Source organism: Streptomyces canus (assembly GCF_001514145.1).
GTDB classification, from domain to species: Bacteria; Actinomycetota; Actinomycetes; order Streptomycetales; family Streptomycetaceae; genus Streptomyces; species Streptomyces canus.
Genome location: NZ_KQ948688.1, coordinates 40208 through 58516, shown reverse-complemented (window position 1 = coordinate 58516; position 18309 = coordinate 40208). Strand labels below are relative to the sequence as shown.

At 69.1% G+C, this 18309-nt stretch carries 11 protein-coding genes and 4 pseudogenes; 6 read left to right on the top strand and 9 right to left on the bottom strand.

What is annotated here, in order from left to right; genetic code table 11:
* Positions 1-112 precede the first annotated feature (112 nt).
* The 4 genes and pseudogenes from AQJ46_RS59565 to AQJ46_RS49415 form a co-directional block, all read right to left on the bottom strand.
* Positions 113-526: pseudogene (locus tag AQJ46_RS59565) on the bottom strand (IS701 family transposase); the annotation flags it as partial.
* Between the two features lie 261 nt (positions 527-787).
* Positions 788-1777, bottom strand: a complete 990-nt coding sequence (locus AQJ46_RS49425; protein WP_059211912.1) for an ornithine cyclodeaminase family protein — start codon at positions 1775-1777, stop codon at positions 788-790.
* 123 nt (positions 1778-1900) lie between these two features.
* Positions 1901-2193 (bottom strand): annotated as a pseudogene (locus AQJ46_RS49420) (integrase core domain-containing protein); the annotation flags it as partial.
* Positions 2194-2197: 4 nt separating this feature from the next.
* Positions 2198-2746, bottom strand: a pseudogene (locus tag AQJ46_RS49415) (IS30 family transposase); the annotation flags it as partial.
* A gap of 368 nt (positions 2747-3114) precedes the next feature.
* Between AQJ46_RS49415 and AQJ46_RS49410 the strand changes: the two are divergent.
* Positions 3115-4161 (top strand): TRAP transporter substrate-binding protein, encoded by a 1047-nt coding sequence (locus AQJ46_RS49410; RefSeq protein ID WP_059211911.1) that lies wholly within the window; start codon positions 3115-3117, stop codon positions 4159-4161.
* 196 nt (positions 4162-4357) lie between these two features.
* Positions 4358-4528 carry a hypothetical protein gene (locus AQJ46_RS49405; RefSeq protein ID WP_037722250.1) on the top strand — a complete coding sequence of 57 codons (171 nt, stop codon included), beginning with the start codon at positions 4358-4360 and terminating at the stop codon, positions 4526-4528.
* A gap of 714 nt (positions 4529-5242) precedes the next feature.
* Here the strand turns inward: AQJ46_RS49405 and AQJ46_RS49400 are convergent.
* Positions 5243-8548, bottom strand: a complete 3306-nt coding sequence (locus AQJ46_RS49400; RefSeq protein WP_059211910.1) for an alpha-L-rhamnosidase — start codon at positions 8546-8548, stop codon at positions 5243-5245.
* A gap of 340 nt (positions 8549-8888) precedes the next feature.
* Between AQJ46_RS49400 and AQJ46_RS49395 the strand changes: the two genes are divergently transcribed.
* Entirely contained in the window at positions 8889-9803 is a 915-nt protein-coding gene (locus tag AQJ46_RS49395) for a DUF1963 domain-containing protein (RefSeq protein WP_059211909.1), read from the top strand.
* Between the two features lie 404 nt (positions 9804-10207).
* On the opposite strand, the gene AQJ46_RS49390 is transcribed toward AQJ46_RS49395, so the two are convergent.
* The gene (locus tag AQJ46_RS49390) at positions 10208-10627 is read right to left on the bottom strand and encodes a hypothetical protein (protein WP_059211908.1); all 420 of its coding nucleotides are present in this window, start codon (positions 10625-10627) and stop codon (positions 10208-10210) included.
* A 306-nt stretch (positions 10628-10933) separates the two neighbouring features.
* Between AQJ46_RS49390 and AQJ46_RS49385 the strand changes: the two genes are divergently transcribed.
* Entirely contained in the window at positions 10934-11449 is a 516-nt protein-coding gene (locus AQJ46_RS49385; protein ID WP_059211907.1) for a DUF402 domain-containing protein, read from the top strand.
* A 235-nt stretch (positions 11450-11684) separates the two neighbouring features.
* Here AQJ46_RS49385 and AQJ46_RS55945 read toward each other — a convergent pair whose 3' ends face one another.
* Positions 11685-11861: a hypothetical protein gene (locus AQJ46_RS55945; RefSeq protein ID WP_159064241.1), complete on the bottom strand. Its 177-nt coding sequence runs from the start codon at positions 11859-11861 to the stop codon at positions 11685-11687.
* Between the two features lie 206 nt (positions 11862-12067).
* On the opposite strand from AQJ46_RS55945, the gene AQJ46_RS49380 reads away from it, so the two are divergent.
* Positions 12068-12382 carry a trypco2 family protein gene (locus AQJ46_RS49380; protein ID WP_063803963.1) on the top strand — a complete coding sequence of 105 codons (315 nt, stop codon included), beginning with the start codon at positions 12068-12070 and terminating at the stop codon, positions 12380-12382.
* Positions 12383-12395: 13 nt separating this feature from the next.
* Here the strand turns inward: AQJ46_RS49380 and AQJ46_RS49375 are convergent, their stop codons facing one another.
* Positions 12396-13604 carry an RNA-guided endonuclease InsQ/TnpB family protein gene (locus tag AQJ46_RS49375; protein ID WP_059211906.1) on the bottom strand — a complete coding sequence of 403 codons (1209 nt, stop codon included), beginning with the start codon at positions 13602-13604 and terminating at the stop codon, positions 12396-12398.
* A 161-nt stretch (positions 13605-13765) separates the two neighbouring features.
* Between AQJ46_RS49375 and AQJ46_RS49370 the strand changes: the two genes are divergently transcribed.
* Positions 13766-17470 carry a S1 family peptidase gene (locus AQJ46_RS49370; RefSeq protein WP_059211905.1) on the top strand — a complete coding sequence of 1235 codons (3705 nt, stop codon included), beginning with the start codon at positions 13766-13768 and terminating at the stop codon, positions 17468-17470.
* Here the strand turns inward: AQJ46_RS49370 and AQJ46_RS53650 are convergent.
* Positions 17437-18300: pseudogene (locus tag AQJ46_RS53650) on the bottom strand (transposase). The gene AQJ46_RS49370 and the pseudogene AQJ46_RS53650 sit on opposite strands and share 34 nt — an antisense overlap.
* Positions 18301-18309: the final 9 nt, after the last annotated feature.

The following is an 18309-nucleotide window of genomic DNA, read 5'->3' as shown; positions in this document are numbered from 1 at the left end:
TCCGCGTACGGGCGAATGTGCTCGACGTGCGCTGCGCGTTGCTGATCAGCAGCCGCTCGGTGGGGTCCGCCCCGTGCTGCTACCGGTAGTTCGTTAAATGCGGCGGTAGAGGTCAATGCCGTGTCCGTTGGTGACCGCGTGGATCAGGGCCTGGAGCTCGGCGGGCGGGTCCTTGTCCGTCCAGGCTCGCCACCATCGGTTCAGGGTGGTGGCGGGGGTGAGCCATGCGCGGACTGAACGTAATGCCCTGGGCCAGCAGGGCAGTTGGGGTGGGTGGGGTTCGCTTGGTCCCCCTCTCTGGCCGCTCGTCGGGGCACGGGTCCGGTGCGATGGGATCCAGGGGTCCGGATGGGGTGAACCACTGGTCCCAGCAGAAGGAGAAGGCGCAGTTGACCAGGGTCTGATGGCGGCGGATGGCACGGTCGGAGCGGACTTGGAAGTCGGCCCAGCCGAGCTCGTCCTTGACCTGCTTGTAGCTCTGCTCGATCCAGGGCCGCAGGCCGTAGAGGCGGACGATTTCGGCGAGAGGTGATCGTCTTGTTCCGCTCCCGAGGCGCCAGCAGCCCGGTCAGGTACTCGCGAAACCCTCGCCGCTGGGCCAGGCTGAAGAAGAGGTCGTCGAACCGGGCCGCGTACTCCTCCAATGGTCCCGGCGCGGGCGGACAGGGACGGCGAGCGGTCATCTTCAGCCCCCAGCCAGGCAGTTGACTCCCACTACCGGCCTACGACCAACCTGGCCTACCGTCAACCCGCACTACCACCGGATTCAACGAACTACCGGTAGCGGTCACTGCAGAGTGATCTCCTCACCGATCGATTGCTCGCGGGCGGACGCAACGACCAGGGCCGTGGCTGCGGCATCCTGCACAGCCACACCGACGGACTTGTAGAGGGTGATCTGGTCCGGCCCGGTGCGCCCCGCTTTGCTGCCGATGATGAGTTCGCCTAGCTCGGCGTGCACGTGATCGGCTGTGATGAGGCCGTCTCGGATCGGGGTGAGCAGATCGTTGCTGCCCGCAGGGGGCGGGGCGAGGGCGGCCCGGCGGGATTCGACGCACACCAGCGCCTCGGCGATCGTGGCGTCGTCGATCTCGCGGCCGGCCGGGTTGTAGCCCACGGACGTGATGTGGACGCCGGGCGTGAGCCAGGGGCGGCGGATCACGGGGTCGACGGTGTGCGTCGTCGCCGCAGCGATGTCCGCGCCGTCGAGCGCCTCGGCGTAGCCGGACACGGCCTGTACGTCGGCCTCCAGTACATCCGCGAGTTCCTCGGCCAGGGCAGCGGCTCTCGCCGGATCTCGGCCGGCCACGCGGATCTGCTGGATCGGGCGAACCCTGAAGATCGCGCGGGCGTGGGAGCGGGCCTGCACGCCAGTGCCCAGAACCGCCAGCACCGTGGCGTCCTCGCAGGCCAACAGCCGCGCCGACAGTGCGGAGCAGGCGCCGGTCCGGGCCGCGGTGATGGCCGTACCGTCCAGCAGGGCCGTGGGCTCACCAGTGTCCGGATCAAAGGCCGTGATCAACGCCTGATGGGTAGGCAGTTGTGCCCCGTCGTTGTGGGGGAAGAGCGACACCAGCTTGGTCATGAGCATCCCGGCGGACGGCAAAAAGCCCGGCATGGCCGCCAGAAATCCATCGTGCTCGGGCACCAGGGCGGCGACACGGGCGGGTACCGAGGCGCGGCCCGCACTGAGGTCTGCCATCGCCGACGCCAAGGCATCGATCAGCGCGTCCATGTTGAGCAGGGACTCGACCTGCGAGCGGCTCAGAACGAGCATGCGCCTCAACCTCTTATTGCCGATCATTCGGTTAGCGACCGCACAAGAGTCGAGCCCCAGCCCCCGTCGCCCCTGTCACGACACGCCGCACGGGTCTGATGCAGGTTTGGGTGACAGGTTCGATCACGCGGCCTGGAGGGCCGGCGTGGTCATGACGGTTTCGTATTCGACAGGTGTCAGTCGGCCGAGCGAGGCCTCACGGCGGCGTCGGTGGTAGGTCCGCTCGATCCAGGTCACGATCGCGATCCGCAGCTCCTCGCGGGTGGCCCAGACAAGGCGGTCGAGGACGTTCTTCTGCAGCAGACTGAAGAAGAACTCCATGGCCGCGTTGTCCCGGCAGCTCCGACTCTCCCTATCGATCCGGACATCCTGTGGCGATCAAGCGCCCGGACGAACTTCCGGGAGCGGAACTGGGCAAGTTCAACGGGTCGATGCAACACCGACTTGTTGAAGCGAGCGTAGTTGCTCCTCGAAGACTTCAGCGGGTGTCCTCCACCCGAGGATCTTTCGTGGCCGGTTGTTGAGCGCGCGAGCGACGGCCTCGAGTTCGTCTGCGGACCAGCGCGACAGATCGGTGCCTTTGGGGAAGTACTGCCGCAGCAGACCGTTTGTGTTCTCATTCGTCGGGCGCTGCCACGGTGCGCGCGGGTCAGCGAAGAACACCCGCGTCCCGGTCTCCAGCGCGAACTGCGCGTGGCCCGAAAGCTCCTTCCCGCGATCCCACGTCAGGGTCTTGCGCAACTGGTCGGGCAACTTGGTCATCGACGCCGTGAGTGCGGCGTTCATCGCGACGGCCCCGTAGCCGCCGAGCGACGGCCCGTTTTTCACATACGGCTTCTCGCTCCAGCCTTCCATGCGTGGTAAGTGGACCAGGAGCGTTGAACGACTGCTGCGCTCGACAAGCGTGCCGATCGCGGACCTGTCCGTCCCGATGATCAGGTCGCCTTCCCAATGCCCGGGTACGGCCTTCCTCGTGACGCAGAACGGGTCCGGCCGGCGGCTTTGATCGTTTTCGGGGGCGTTTTGCTGCTCCTTGCCCTGCTGGGCAGCCGGATCGACAGTCTCGAATTCGCGGGGGCGACCCTGAGGCTGCGGGCCGCCGCAGCGCAGCGGTTCGCGTTGGCGGAGGAGTCCGAACGTGGGACTGTCAAACGCTCAGTTAGCGGGGTGTTAAGGGCCATACGGATGCGTGGGAGGCCTCCGGTCCGTACCGTCGAAGCGGGAGGACTGAACGCCCTGCGTGTGCGCTGCGCCTGCCCACTTGTCAGGCTGCGGGTGGCCCATCGAGAGGGGAACGTGAGGCCATGCATTTCCGATGTACGACGGTAGGTGCCGCATTGAGCGCGGCCGTTGGGCTGGTTCTGCTCGTCGTCGGCTGCTCCAGCACCACGAGCAGGGAGGAACCCGCCAAGAACACGCAGGGCCGCGGCACGGATGAGCGGGTCGTCTTGTCGCTGGCGACACCGATGGGCGCGAGTGACGAGTTCGACGCCTTCCTGCAGAACGTGAGGACGCTGTCCCACGGCTCGATCCAGATCTCCGCCGAGTTCGACGCCCACCACGAGGAGGGGCCGGATTTCGAGGAACGGTTGCTCAATGACGTGCAGTCAGGACGGGTCGACCTGGCCGCCCTCGGGAGTCGGGTCTTCGACATCCGCCGGGCCCCTGCCCTGGGCGCCCTGACCGCGCCCCTGCTGATCAACAGTTTCGACGCCGAGGAGAAGGTCCTCAGCGCACCGGTCGCCCAGCGCATGATCCGCGAGGTCGACGGCGGCGGTCTCACCGGCGTGGGCCTGCTCCCGGGCAGCCTGCGCCGTCCCTTCGGCGCCGGGACACCGCTGCTCGGTCCGCAGGACTACAAAGGACGCACGATCGGCATCCAGGAGTCCAGGGTCGCCGACTCGACCGTGCGCGCCCTCGGAGCGAAACCAAAATGGTTCGGCGCGGGCAACTCGGTGGCCGGTTTCGACGGGTTCGAGCAACAGATCGGATCTGTCAACGGGAACCGCTACGACGAAACGGGCATGATCGGCACCGCCAACGTCGTTCTGTGGCCCCGCCCGATCGTCCTGGTCGCCAACACCAAGGCCCTCGAGCGGCTCGGCGAGGACCAGGGCAAACTGCTGCAGGAAGCGGCGGAGCAGGCAGTGCACGGCGCCGGCGCCAACTTGCGCGAAGAGGAGAACAGGGACCTGGAGAGCCTGTGCGCCCGTGGCCAGAAGTTCGCCGCCGCGAGCCCGGCCCAATTGGCCGAACTGCGCAAGGCAGTCCAGCCGGTGTACGACCAGCTCTCCCGCGACCGGCAGACCAAGGAATACCTCAACACCGTCACCGCCCTGGTGCGGGATGTACCGACTGAGGCGCCCGTGTCCTGCAAGGGCTGACGTCTACGACGAAACGACGTCGCCCACCATGTCGCTAGCGCCGGTACCGTCGGCCAGGCGTGCAACTCGCTCCGACGGCGAGGTGAACGCCGTGGAGGAAGCGGTCAACTGCCCGCAGGAGTCGTGGAGAAATCAGGGAAATCGACCGTGTGTTCTTGCAGTCGGCGGGCACGAGGAGCGACGGAGGTTGATAACTATGGTTCCCCTGCTTGTCGTTCTTCTGCTGGCTCTGCTCCTCTTCGGCGCGGGCTTCGCGCTGAAGGCACTGTGGTGGCTCGCCGTCATCGTGCTGGTCGTCTGGCTGCTGGGCTTCGTCATGCGCTCCGCGGATACGGGCGGGCGCAAGGGACGCTGGTATCGCTGGTAATCCGCCAAGCAGCAACATGCCAGGACATCTCTCCCGCAAAACGGTGTAGCTATCACCTTCCTGGGAACCGTGCCTCGCTTTCTCAGTCCGGCAGCCTTCTACCAACCTACCGATGCTCAAAGGGTGTGCGTAGAAAGCATGCGCCGAATTTCATGAGGAGGATGCCGGTGGCGGCATCTCCCCACGCCGGTCGGAGCGATGCCGCATGCGGAGAGCGTGAACAGCGCCGCCGCGAGGAGCGAGGAGCGCAGCGGCGGGAACCGCGGGAGCGGGGCGGCGGGACGGCGAGCGGGTCTCATCGGGGGCCTCCCGTGGGCCGGTCGCAGCGGAACCCACGGTGAAGACGGCACCGCCCCCGGCGTGGTTCGCCGCACGGATGGTGCCGCCGTGCACATGTACGTTCCCGGCAGTGATCGCGAGTCCGAGTTGTAGAAGCGCTCGAAGACACGAGGGAGGACGCTGTCGGGGATGCCGGGGCCGCTGTCCCATACCTCCATGACCGCCCGCGTCTCCCGCCCGGTCCATTGCCCGTACAGAAGCAGCTCGACAGGGCGTGCGCAGGTCAAAGGACATGATTCAAGATCAGGCCTTCTTCGTCTCCCAGAAGTGCTACTCGACGCCCCATGGAGAGGTCATTCCTCACTCGGGCAGTGCCCGAGGCCCTCGCCACAACGGATCGGAGAGCGGGCACCGCCCCAGACGCTGTCGCTTCGGTCACGCCCGGCCCGTGAAGTCCCACTCCCCGTGCCCCACTCGGAAAACGACGAACTCGCCGTCGCCTCGAAGGAATTGCGCGTCCTTGGGCGCGGTCGTCCGGTCGCGTGTCGGCGCCGGTACGTATACCTCCGCCGTCGAGCCCACCGGCACCCGCACCGACATCCGCAGCTTCGCGTTCAGCCGCGACCAGGACACGGCGGCCTCGCCGCGCACCGTACGGATCGACGTACGGGCCCAGTTGACTCCCGTTCGGGCGTCGGGGCGCACACTGAAGGTGCGGTAGCCGGCGTCCCCTGGGCGCAGTCCGGCCACGTTCTCGTACAGCCACTGCGCGACCGTGCCCAGGAAGTAGTGGTCGCGGGAGCGGGAGTCCAGCGGCCACATCTCCCACATGGTGTCGGCGCCGTTGGCCTGCCAGTACCCCCAGCTCGGATAGGTGCGCTGCGTCGCGACGGCGTGGGCCACGTCCGGGCGGCCGTGGGCGCACAGCACCTTCAGCAGCACGCTCGTGCCCAGGCAGCCGGTGTTCAGATGGTTGCCGCGCGCCTCGATGTCCGCCACCAGACTGTCCAGCACGGAGGCGCGGGCCCCGGGCGGCACCAGGCCGAAGGCCAGCGGGATCGCGTTGGATGTCTGCCGGTAGCCGGGGTCCTTCGCCGTGCGGTAGTGGCCCTCCGGGCTGAGGAACGCCTCGTTAAACGCGGTCTTCAGGGTCTCGGCCGCCTGGCGGTACCGCTTCACGGCGTCGTCGTCACCCAGTAGTTCGCCGAGTTCGGCGGTGTGCAGCAGCGCCCGATGGAGGTACGCGGTCGCGGTCAGCCGGGTGTCCTCCGGGGGTATCTCGTAGCCGGGCGCCACCCAGTCGCCGAGCGCCGTGACCGACAGGCCGTCCCGCAGCCGGGCCAGTTCCCAGTCCAGGTACCGGGTCAGCGTCGCCCAGTGCTCGCGGGCGACGCGCTCGTCCCCGTACACCCGGTACAACTCCCGGACGACGAACGGGTAGACGGTCGTCCACTCGGGGGAGGGAGCCAGCTCCGCGTAGCCCCAGCCGCCGCTCGGCACGATCACCGGCAGCTGTCCCTCGCCGTTCTGGCTGTCCGCCAGGTCGCCCAGCCACTTGGACAGGAACCGCTGCACCCCGAACGCGTACGTCATCACCGGCGTGCCGACCTGGGCGTCGCCGGTCCAGCCGTTCTTCTCGTACATGGGGGTGTCGGTCGGGATGCCGTGCAGGTTGTTCAGGACCGTGCGGCGCATGGCCTGGTCCAGCCACTCGTAGAACGGCTCCGAGCAGGCGAACGAGCTGACCTCGTCGACCCGGGTGTGCACCAGCCGCCCCAGCACGTGCTCCGGTGACGGACGCGCGGGCAGGCCCTGGACCTCCACGTAACGGAAGCCCTTGTACGAGAACTTCGGCTCCCACACCTCACTCGCGCCGCCCGCGCAGATGTATTCGTCCGTCTGGAACCGGCCCGGCACATGGCCGGTCTCGGCCTGCACACTGCCGTCGGCCTTCAGCTTCTCGCCGTGCACGAGCCGCACGACCGTGCCCTCCTCTGCGCCGCGGACGGTGAGACGGGTCCAGCCCGCCATGGTGCGGCCCATGTCCACCACGTACACCCCGGGGCGGAGCTCGGAGATCTCCGTCGGCCGTACCGTCTCCACGATCTCGATCGGGTCGTACGGCTGCGCCTTGAGCGTGCCACGCGGGGCCTGCTGCACGCCCGCCGTCCGCCAGGCGCTGTCGTCGAAGCCGGGACTGCTCCAGCCGCGCGGGGCCCGGCGTGCGTCGTAAGTCTCGCCCGCGTAGAGGGAGTTGGACCGGGTGGGCCCCTCGGTGATCCGCCACTCGCCGTCCGAGGCGACGGTGGTGCGCGAGCCGTCAGGGTGGTCGATCTCCAGCTGGGCCAGCAGCCTGGGCTCGCCGTGCCACGGCGGGCGGTGCCAGTTCCAGACATTGGGGGTCGTCATGCCGAAGAACCCGCGGCCGAGCGTGACACCGATGGCGTTCTCGCCGCGCCTGAGCAACTCGGTGACGTCGTGGACGGCGTAGAGCACGGTCTCGTCGTAGTCCGTGAAGCCGGGGTCGAGCACCTGACGGCCGACCCTGCGGCCGTTGATCTCGGCCTCGTAGTAGGCGAGTCCGCTGATGTGGAGGCGGGCCCGGGAGATCCGCTTGCGCACGGTGAAGGCACGGCGCAGCAGCGGCGCGGGCTGCTCCGGCACAGCGACGCTCACCCCGCTGCCCCAGGGCCCCTGCCCGTACGGGGCGAGCACGGCGGCCTCGGCCCAGTCGGCGTCGTCGAACTCCGGGCGCTGCCAGCCTTCTTGGGGCTCGGTAGCGGAAACACGCCAGCCGGTGCCGGTGACCGACTCGTACGTGCGCCCTTCTGCGCCGCCGCCTCCCGTCTCCACCACCAGCCGGACCAGCAGGCCTCCGGGATTCACGGAGGCGCCGGGACGGTTGGTGGCACGGGCTGCGAGCACCACGAGGGGGCCGGCCGCGCGGACCTCCTCGGTGACGTCGACCGCACGTCCGGTGCGCCAGCCGTCCTGCTGTTCCGGCGCGTGCAGCACCTGCCGGCCGTCCAGATGGAGAGTGAAGTCGTCGTCGGCGGTGGCGACCACGGTGGCCCGCCGCACCGCCGTGCCCTCCGGCAGTCGCAGCCCCGCCCGGAACCAGCACGGCCCCACGGGGGCGTCGGAGGACGTGGCGCCCCGCGACCAGATCCATGAGGCACCGGAGAGGCTGGGTGGCTGCGACGGCGGGTCCGCGCCGATCCAGCGGGCACCAGCGGCTTGCCAGTCGGTCTCCGACAACGTTGTCTCCCACCAGCCGGACTCGCTCCAGCGGGAGGGCCGCCCGGCGCGGTCCCAGACCCGTACCCGCCAGTGGTAGCGGGTACGGGGGCGCAGCCCGGGCCCCTCGTAGGGGACGCCCACGCTGCGGTCGGAGGCCACCTTCCCCGAGTCCCAGACCAGCCCGGCCCCGGCCCCGGAGCCGTTCGCGAGCGCCCCGGGGTCGAGGGCCACCTGCACCTGGTACGCGCTCTGCCGGGCGCCGCACCCCGGGGCGGACAACTCCCAGCCCAGGCGGGGGCGTTCAACGTCGGTGCCAAGGAGCCGATCGGTGTACTCGACGGTGGTGCGCTCGACGCGGAGGGCTCCGGCGCGGTCACCCTCCGCCGCCGGCCCCGCCGGGCCGGCGGCCGCCGCCGGGGTGGCGGACAGCGCGGTGAGCCGGGCACCCGCGCCCGCCGTCGTGCCTTTCAGGAAGAGCCTTCGGTTCCAGGACTGGCCCATGCGTTCCTCGCTCGCTGTGTCGCCGCGGACAACGAAAAAACCGTGCTTGAAACGATTCAAACCCATTCTTGCCGGGCCATGCTATGTACGCGAGTGACGCCCAACAAGGCCTGTGACAGCGGTTGTTCAGGACCAGCCGTCGGCGGGTGGACGCCATCACGTCCACCCGCCGACGGCCGTGACACACTCCGGTCCGGTCAGCCCGGGTTGGTGGTCGTGGCGGGTTGGATGTGCGGTGACGAGCGTTCCGACCGCTGGAGGCGTGAGTGGAGGCGTGAGTGGGCCGATACTGTGCGGGCTGGCGGTGTATGCCACCTGCGGGTAAGTACCATGCCCAGCCATGGACTATCACCAGCAATTCCATCGCGCGGCGATCGAACGGGGCATCCCGGAGGATGAGGTCAGCAAGTTCGCCGAGTTCCTGCGATTCGCGATCTGGACAAGCGAGCGCCCCAACGGCGTTCCGGTCGGTCGTTGCGGCGGGTTACCCCGGCTGCCGGTGGGCATGGAGTGGCCGTCCTCTGAGCACGGGCCGCTGCCGTTCGTCGCCTCCTTCGACTGTGCGGCGCTTCCCGGAGTCGACGGCCTCGCCCTGCCGGCGGACGGCTCGCTGCTCCTCTTCTTGCACCACGAGTGGGCCCACGACACCTATTCCGTCGCCGACGAGCAGAAGTTCGCGCGGGTTGTGTACGTACCGGCCGGCACCGACACCGCAACAGCGGAGGAGCCCGACCACGACGAAGACATGTTCTGCGACATGACGCTCGACTTCGTCGGCCGGGAGTACGACCTGTTCGCCACGGTCAACGCGGAACTGCCCAGCTGGTTCGAGGACGACGATGAGGCTTCGCAGTCCGACGACCAGGAGCACCTGGCTCTCAACCTGGCACACAGAAAGGAACTCTGCGCTTTGGCCAGAGAACTCTGGCCAAAGCGCAACGGCGCCGACATCTATCTCGGCGGGTACTCCGCGGGCATTGGCGAGCTTGCCACCGACAACATGTACACCACGCCGGAGACCAGGATGGCGGAGGACATCCTTGAGGCACGCGAAAAGGCCGGCGAACTCGTCGTCCCGCCGGACGAGTGGAGTCTGCGCCTGGAGGAAGAGGCTCTACGGGTGATGCGCGCGTGGGTGCCGCTTGCCCAGTTCGTGCCGGACGAGGTCTATCAAGCGCGTTTCCTGATCCGCCACGACGACCTCGCCGCCGGTCGATTCGACAAAGCACTCTCCTTCACCGCGTTCACCGAATAGGCGGCGCGTCGTCGTACGTCCCGCGACGCACGCCGATCGCCACGCCCCCGCCGTCGCGGAGCTTCGGCGAACGTACAGCCACCTCCTGAAGGACCACGCCGACACACACGGGGCGGTAGCCGCCGGCCTGGCGGCGAGGCCGAAGCTGTCCATCGTTCGCGATGCCACCTGACAACCGCACCCCCGCGCCCCTGCCCTCAGAGGGGCAGGGCGAACCTCAGCGGGGCTGAGGCCGACACCGGCCTCAGCCCCGCTCCCGTTTTCAGTCCCCTGCTATCGGAGAGGTACAAGCCAGTGCTCTGATACGGCACCTGTAGACAGCCGTTGGTGAACCTTTCCGATCATGGTGTGGTGTCGGCGGGCACGTGCCAGCGGCCATGGCAGGGGCGGGCGCGGTGTTGATGTCATCGGCGCCAGGTGGACCCCCACAGCAGGTGGTCCACGTCTCGTCCGGGCGGCGGAAGAATCAAGGCCCGCAGCAGGCGGAGGAGTTCGTGGCTGCTGAGGGGGACGAGGTCGGCCTCGCAGGAATCGTCGCGGGTGGTCTGTGCGGTACGTTCGAGGGCGGCTGCGGTGGCCAGGAACGCGTAGGCGACCAGGGCGATCACGCTCCAGCGGTGCCAGGAGTTCCAGCAGGTGGCCTGGCCCTTGCCGAGGTGGCAGATCTCCTTCGCGTCCTGGAAGTCGTCCTCCACCCGCCACCTGAGACACACCAGTGACACCAGCCGCGCCAGAGTCACCGACCCGCGGGCGAAGCAGCGGTAGTAGGACACAGTCCGGGTGTAGCGGTGCCGGTAGGCGGACCCGCAGGTCTGCAACGACATGACTGCGACCCGACCGGGACGTCAATTCGACGCGGGCACAGCACCGTCGGCTCCATGACGCACATTCAGCTTCCCAGAGCCGCCTCGTCGACCGCCGGACGCCGGCCGTATGTGCCCGCATTGGACGGGTTGCGCGGCATCGCAATACTCGGCGTTCTGCTGTTCCACACGGGCCACCTTTCCGCGTTCCCCGAGCCATCGCGGCCAAGCCGCGCTTCCTGTGCTTCCTGTTCATCCTGCTGCAGGCCGACTAGCGCCCGACCGGGAAGGTTCACCGGGGGAAGACTGCCAAGTAGCCTCCTGATCATGACCGTTGCCGAGGTTCTCGTCTCCGTGCGCAAGTTCGACGGCCTCCTGCATTGGCACCATCCGATGGTCCGTCTTGGTGAGGACGAGCACGGCGTGTGGCTGGGTGCGCAGGTCGGTACGGTCTACAGCAAAGGCGAAGTGGGCCCGGTCTACACAACCGTGGAGCCGCGGGTCATGCTCTTTCCCCGCGATGCCTGGTGGACCGCGCTCTTCCAGGCGGCTCCCGCCGACCTGGATGCCTACTGCGACGTCACCACGCCGTCCGAGTGGCCGAACCCTGCAGAGGTCACCATGATCGACCTGGATCTCGACGTGTGCCGGATACGGGCGACGGGCGCCGTATTCGTGGATGACGAAGACGAGTTCGCCCGTCACCGGGTCCAGTACCGCTACCCGCAGGAGGTGGTGGCGCAAGCGACCGCGGCAGCCGCGTGGCTCACCGCCGCTCTGCACGACGGCACAGAACCCTTCAGCAGTCAGTACCGCACCTGGCTGGACATGGTCGGCCAGTGAGCTTCACGGCTGTTTCCGATTCCGCCAGGTTGCCATCAGTGGGCGTTCGCCCCGGAAAGGAACTGCTGTGTCGTTCCGTCATCTGGGCAGGAACTCAACCACGCTCGTGGTGACTGCGCACCCCGACGACGAGGTATTCGCCCACGATGCGGCGAACACCAATAGACGATCAGCTGGCCTTCGGAGGTGTGTGCCGATGGCAGAACGACAGTGTCAGCAGCGCAAGGTGCACTCCTCACGGCGCATCCGCGTCGAGCACGGCAGCGCGCACCTCAAGAAGTGACGGGCTCTGACCCGACACCTTGGCCGACGTGACCACACGAGTGACATCGCCCAAGCCGTCGCCGGACTGCTCTCGCACCAGCAGACCGCCACCTTCGACCGCGGGCCTTCGACCCTGAACGCCGACCACGCCACACACCTCGACGTACCACGGCCAACCGTGCACGAGGTCGTCAGGCCGACGGGTGAGGGGGTACGCGTCGACGCCCCTGCCGATCTCGAGTGATCGAGTTGCCCGCCCTCGAGGGAAATCGGACAATTGACGGTATCGCCGTCTTCCGTCGCGGGTCCTTCCGCTCCTCCTGATCGGAAACTCCCCTGCGAAGGAGTAAGGCAATGGCAGACAGGCAACAGGCACTCACCACCGATGAGTTGGGGCTCGCGGACATGCTCGGCGGCCTGCGTCGCGAACTGGAAGACGCCCAGCGGCGAGCCGCGGGGGAAAAGCTGCGCTTCGGCATCGCCGATGTCGAAGTGGAGGCCACGGTCCAGATCACCCGGAACGCCGCGGGCCGGGCGGGCATCCAGTTCTGGGTGGTCCAGGCCGGTGGCGACTACGCGCGCGGCAATGCCACCACGCACCGGATCAAGCTGAACCTCACGCTGCCGCCCACCACGCTCATCTCCGATGAGGGAGACGTCGCCGATTGACTTCCTCCCGCGCCTAAAGGCGGGGGATTCCAGCGGTCGCCCGCTGGGGTTCCTGCTTCACCGACGACCGCCCCGTCCGGGAGGACTCCCGTTGAGGTCTTACACCGTCTCCACAGGCAGACGCCGCCAGCCCGGCGGCCAGAATGTTGCGCGCCGCGTTCACGTCGCGGTCATGCACCGCGCCGCAATCACACGTCCACACGCGGACGTTCAGCGGCAGCTTCCCACGGACCGTCCCGCAGTTCCCGCACAGCTTGCTGCTGGGGAAGAAGCGGTCGATCACGACGAGTTCGCGCCCGTACCAGGCGCACTTGTACTCCAGCAGGGAGCGCAGTTCCGTCCACGACGCATCGGAAATGGCGCGTGCGAGCGTGCCGTTCTTCAGCAGGTTGCGGACGCTCAGGTCCTCGATCACGACCGTTTGGTTCTCACGGACGAGTCGAGTCGACAGCTTGTGGAGGAAGTCGCGGCGCCGGTCGGCGATCCGCGCATGCACCCGGGCGACCTTGCGGCGGGCCTTCTCGCGGTTCGCCGAGCCCTTCGCCTTGCGGGACAGCTCCTTCTGCGCGCGGGCCAGCCGGGCGCGATCCCGCCGCTCATGCTTGGGGTTGGCGACCTTTTCCCCGGTGGACAGTGTCACGAGGGAGGTGATCCCGGCGTCCAGGCCGACGGCCGCTGTGGTGGCGGGGGCCGGGGCGATGGTGTCCTGGCACAGCAGGGACACGAACCAGCGACCCGCCGCGTCCCGGGACACCGTCACCGTCGTGGGCTCGGCACCGTCGGGCAGTGGACGCGACCAGCGGACGTCCAGAGGGCCGGCCATCTTCGCCAACGTCAGCCGTCCGTCGCGCCACGTGAAGGCGCTGCGGGTGTACTCGGCCGACGCCCGGGACTTCTTGCGGCTCTTGTAGCGTGGGTACTTCGCGCGCTGGGCGAAGAAGTTCCCGAACGCCGTCTGAAGATGACGCAGCGCCTGCTGCAGCGGAACCGAGGACACCTCCGTCAGGAAGGCCAGTTCCTCGGTCTTCTTCCACTGCGTCAGCGCGGCCGAGGACTGCACATAGGAGAGGCGGCGCCGCTCGCCGTACCAGGCCCGGGTGCGCTCCTCGAGCGCCTTGTTGTAGACGAGGCGGACGCAGCCGAACGTGCGCGACAGCTCAGCCGCCTGCTCGCCGGTGGGGTAAAAGCGGTACCTGAACGCCCGCTTGACCTGCTGCGTCATGCCTCACACCGTATCAACCCCTATGTGAGCGGCCGGTGTCGGCCGGTGGACGGCGCACGCCGGTCCGCCCTGGCGGCGAACCGGCTCCCCCTGCCCTCCTCTTCAGGAGCTTCGTTTCCTCCCCGGCCCAAAGGCCGGGGTATCCACGAAGGACAGACCCGATGACCGGGCTCGACGCCGAGCGGCTGGTTTCGCTCTCCGCGGACGGCAGACGAGGCTCGGGGTATCTGCTGACACCGGAGCTCGTCCTCACCGCAGGTCACTGCGTCGGGCCGAAAGGCTCCGCGGTCACCGCCCGCGCCTACGCGCGCCATGAGGGGAGTTACGACCTCTCGGAGGAGCGGCACACCTTCCGGGTGGCGGTCCGGGGAGACGAGGAGCCCGACTACGCGCTCCTGGAATCCACCGCCGACGATCCGTTCCGGACGGCACGGGACGGCCCGTCGGGTGAGGTGCGCCTGGGCCGGCTCATCGGCGAGGACGCCGTCACCGCCCAGGCGCTGGGCTTTCCGAGGTCAGCGGTGGAGCAGGCCGGGGCGAGACGGTTGGTGAACCCGGAGGACGTGCGGGGGCGCGTCCTTCCGCTCACCGGGTCGAGGCGCGAGGTGCGTCGTCTGAACCTTCAGATCAGAACAGGCTCGTCGCCGCTCGCAAGGGGCGCGTCGCTGTGGAGCGGCATGTCGGGTGCGGCCCTGTTCAGCGGGGATCACCTCATCGGCGTGATCACGGAGGACCGCGCCACGATCGAGGGACGGCTGATCGCGCTGCCCGTCAGCGCGGTCTTCGGCGACGACGGGCCGGCCGAGGCGAACGCCTGCCTGCTGGCGGCCCTCGGCTGGACGGCACCCGAGCAACGCGTCACGCTGGACCCCGTCTGGGCGGGTGGCGAGATCCTGAAGCCCGCGTACAGCCCCCTGCCGCCACGCGATCAGTGGTCCGAGGCGGACCTGCTCGAATCCCGTCACGGTGTCGTGCCCTTCCGTGGGCGCGCGGAGCAGCTCGGAGCGCTGGTCGACTGGTGTGAGCACGAGGACGACCGGGGCGGCGGACAACGCATACGGCTGCTCACGGGCGGCAGCACGGTCGGCAAGACCCGTCTCGCCCGTGAGCTGTGCCGCACGATGGCCGGGAGGGGGTGGGTCGCCGGTGTCGTCGACCCGCTGCACGTGGACTTCTCCGGTGTCTGCGCCCTGCCCGAGGGTCGGCTGCTCGTCATCGACGACGCCGACGCCCACGCCGGGCAGCTGCACGTCCTCCTCGCCGAGGCCACCGAGCGCGGAGGCCACCATCCGCTGCGTGTCCTGGCGGTCGCCCACCGCGGCGGTCCGTGGTGGGACGCGGTCAGGCGGCGCTACGAGGCACTGGTCGACGCGGAGGATCCTGCCCCGCTTCCGCCGCTGCCGGAAGCCGACCGTGAGGACGTCTACCGGGCGGCCTATGCCGCCTTCCGGAGTTGGTACGAGGAGAGCGACAGCAAGGCCGGCGCCGCTGTGCGGGACGGTGCCGTGCCGGGGGGTGAGACCGCGACGGACGTCGTCGCGCCCGCCGGCACGGGCGTATCCGGCCTTGAGGAGCCCGACTTCGGTAGCTATCTGCTCATCCTCATCCAGGCGCTGGTGGACGCCCGCAGCCTGCTGCACAAAACGCACTCGGCCACCGCGGGACCGCCCACGCGCTCACGCGCCAACGCCTTGCTGGACTATGCCCTCGACGTGGAACGCCAGAGGTGGCAGGCATCCGCCGAGCGTCAGAGGCTGCCGCACGACCCGGTCCTGCTCGAACGGATCGTCGCCGTCTCGAGTCTGGCGGTGGCCGACGGCGAGACGGACGGGGAGCGGGAGACCGAGGCGGCGCGTCGACTGCGGCTCGTCCCCGACCTCGCCGACGAACCGGAGTGGCTCACGCGTGCATTCGCCCGATGGCAGCACGCGGAGCTCACCGGAGAGGGCTACCTGCGGTCGCTCCAGCCGCTGAGGCTCGCCGAGCGGCTCGGCGCGAAGGTCATCGCCGCGTTTCCCGATATCGCCCCGCGACTGCTCGACGTCGGCGGCGACGGCCCGGGGATCCCCCAGGCCGCGACCGACCAGGCACGCCAGATACTCAATGTGCTGCATGTCCTTCAGCTCACCGCCGGCTCCGACGGCTGCCGGGCCGGCGGGACGGGTGAGCCGTCGGCCCAGCAGCGGGCCCGCGAGGCGCTGGACGCCGCGCTGCGCGGTCACGCCCGCCCCCTCGTCAGGCTGGTCAAACAGGTCGCGGCCACCGATCAGGACCAGTTCGCGAGCGCCATCGGCACCTCGCTGGCCTGCGCGCTGAACTCCACGCTACGCAAGGAATCGGCGCAGGAGGTCGCCGCCCAGGCCCTCGGAGAACTCGACCTCGCCTGCCCGGACGTCCTGTTGGAGCTGGCCACGGCCGTCGCGGAACACGCGGTGCAGCACTACCGCCAGGGCGGCGGAGCGCCCGCCCAGGACAACCGGGAAGAGCTGGCGCGGGCACTTCAGCGCTGGTCGCTGTACCTGGCCAGTTCGGGTCTGCGCATCCAGGCGCACGAGGTCGCCGGGCAGGCGGTGGACATGTACCACGCGCTGCACCAGTTCAGTCCGTCCGAGGAGCACGAGTTCGCCTTGGCCGAGGCCCTCAAGGACCTGGCCGACCGGCTCGTCGACGTGGGGCGGTTCGAGGACGCGGACCTCTGTGCCCGGGACTCCATACGCCGTCTGGAACCGCTGTTCCAGCGCAACCCCAGCCGCGGGAACGCCTTCGGTCTGGTGAAGTCCTTGTGCACGCTGGCCACGGCCACTCACCGCATCGGCCGCCAGCGCGAGGCCCTGCAGGCAGCGACCGAGGCGTGCGAGCTGATCGAGCGGTTGCCGCAGGCCCAAGAGAGCGACGAGCACGCGCCGGACGAGATCCAGGGCATGCGGGCGTTCGCGCTGCGCGGTCTGGCGTGGCAGCTCGGTGCGAGCGGACGCGTCGACGATGCGGTGGCCAGGGCCTCGGAGAGCGTCGAGATCTACGAGGCGCTGCGCGAGAGGTGTCCGGGCCTGTGGAAACGGGACATCGCCGAGGCCCTGTCCATCCTGGGCGTCCAGCACGCCGCCCGGCAGGAGTGGGACGAGAGCGTCGACCGGCACACCGAAGCCCTGAAGCGTCATTACAACGCCCTGGAGCGGGAGTACCGCGAGGCCGTACGGCCGCAGCACGCCCTCGCGCTGGGCCGACTGGCGGAGGCGCACCTGGGCAGGGCGCGTGCCCGTCCGGCGGAGAGTCGGCAGGAGGACCTGCTCGAGGCGCTGGAACACGTCGAGCAGGCGCTGGAACAGTACGAGGGGATGCGCGAGGAGGACCGGTGGGCCAATCGCGTCCACGAGGCCTGGACGAGCTGTCTGGAGGCGGAGGTTCTCCTCGCGCTGGACGCGATGGGCCGGCCGCAGCGTGCCGCACCCGCGATCCGGCAGACCTGCGGACGGGCCGAGGCGGCCGCCCGCCGGGCACTGACGCTGTACGACGAGTTGGACGTACGTGCCTGGCGACTCAGGTTCAACAGGGCCCGGGCGCAGGCGGTGCTGGCCCAGTCGTACGGAGGCCGGGGCCGCCCCCGGGCCAAGGTGCTGCGCGCGCACGAGCAGGCGCGTTACGCGTTCGCCCGGCTCGACGCGGAGGAACCGGGGCGTGCCGAGGCGGAGTTGCACGCGATTGAGGACACGATCGAGAGCCTGCGGCAAGCCGGTCCGCCCGCCCAGGCGCGTGCGCAGACGGCCGTGAACCGGTCGGGCAAGCGGCGCAAGCGGCACCAGCCGAAGCCCCGCCTCCACGGCCGTCAAGGCCGTCAGGGTGCGGCCGGGCGCAGAAGACACCGGTGACACGGCACCAGTCCGGTCCTTGAGGTGCGGGTGAGCGGCGGCTTTCCTGGAGGTTGTCCCGTATGGTGCGCGGAGTAGCTGATGAGGGCCAGGTTGTGGATCCGGGCAATGCCGAGCATGGCCTGGTGAACACCGTTGCCTTTGAGGTGGCAGTCCCGCAGGATCTTCCAGTTCTTCAGCCGGGACGGGCGTGGTCGACCCGGGCGCGGGCCCGGCGATGGACGGCATTCTCTGCCTCCTGCCGTGGTCTGAGGCGTGTCTGACCGCGTCGTTTGCGGTGCTGGATGAGCAGGCCGGTGCCCTGGTAGCCGCCATCGGCGATGGTTGGGCGCCGCGGCAGGCTCGGTCGACGCCGGATTCGGTGAAGGCCCGGCAGTCGTTGCGGCTGCCGGGCAGAGGGATGCCGATCGCCACGGCCAGGCGGCTGTTGGCGTCGATGACGACCTGCAGGTTCGTCGAGTACCGGTAGTGCTTGCTGGAGGCGGCCACGCTGCGGTCGCGGGTGGGCACGGGTGCCGTCAACGATGTAGACGGTGTCCTTGCGCGGCCAGCGGCCCGGCGAGATGGCCAGCAAGGCCGCCAGGTGGTCGAGGATGCGGTCGGCAGCCGATTTCGAGACTCCGAACAATGACGCCACCTGCCGCAATGTCAGATTCGTTCGCGTACGTCGCGACCAACAGCACCCGGTCCTGAAGCGGCAGCCGCCAGGGACGTCCACGCTGGACATCGCCACCGCGACGCCGAACCAGCAGCCTGGCGAACTGCACCTCGGTCAGCCCGCAGAACGGCTCGATCCACTTCGGATCATCCGCTGAAATCACCCCAACCATGCCCAGCCA

Coding starts and splice junctions, on each gene's coding strand:
- AQJ46_RS49370 (WP_059211905.1), top strand. CDS start 13,766: ATGACCGGGCTCGACGCCGAGCGGCTGGTTTCGCTCTCCGCGGACGGC.
- AQJ46_RS49405 (WP_037722250.1), top strand. CDS start 4,358: ATGGTTCCCCTGCTTGTCGTTCTTCTGCTGGCTCTGCTCCTCTTCGGC.
- AQJ46_RS49425 (WP_059211912.1), bottom strand. CDS start 1,777: ATGCTCGTTCTGAGCCGCTCGCAGGTCGAGTCCCTGCTCAACATGGAC.
- AQJ46_RS49375 (WP_059211906.1), bottom strand. CDS start 13,604: ATGACGCAGCAGGTCAAGCGGGCGTTCAGGTACCGCTTTTACCCCACC.
- AQJ46_RS49390 (WP_059211908.1), bottom strand. CDS start 10,627: ATGTCGTTGCAGACCTGCGGGTCCGCCTACCGGCACCGCTACACCCGG.
- AQJ46_RS49395 (WP_059211909.1), top strand. CDS start 8,889: ATGGACTATCACCAGCAATTCCATCGCGCGGCGATCGAACGGGGCATC.
- AQJ46_RS49380 (WP_063803963.1), top strand. CDS start 12,068: ATGGCAGACAGGCAACAGGCACTCACCACCGATGAGTTGGGGCTCGCG.
- AQJ46_RS49400 (WP_059211910.1), bottom strand. CDS start 8,548: ATGGGCCAGTCCTGGAACCGAAGGCTCTTCCTGAAAGGCACGACGGCG.
- AQJ46_RS49385 (WP_059211907.1), top strand. CDS start 10,934: ATGACCGTTGCCGAGGTTCTCGTCTCCGTGCGCAAGTTCGACGGCCTC.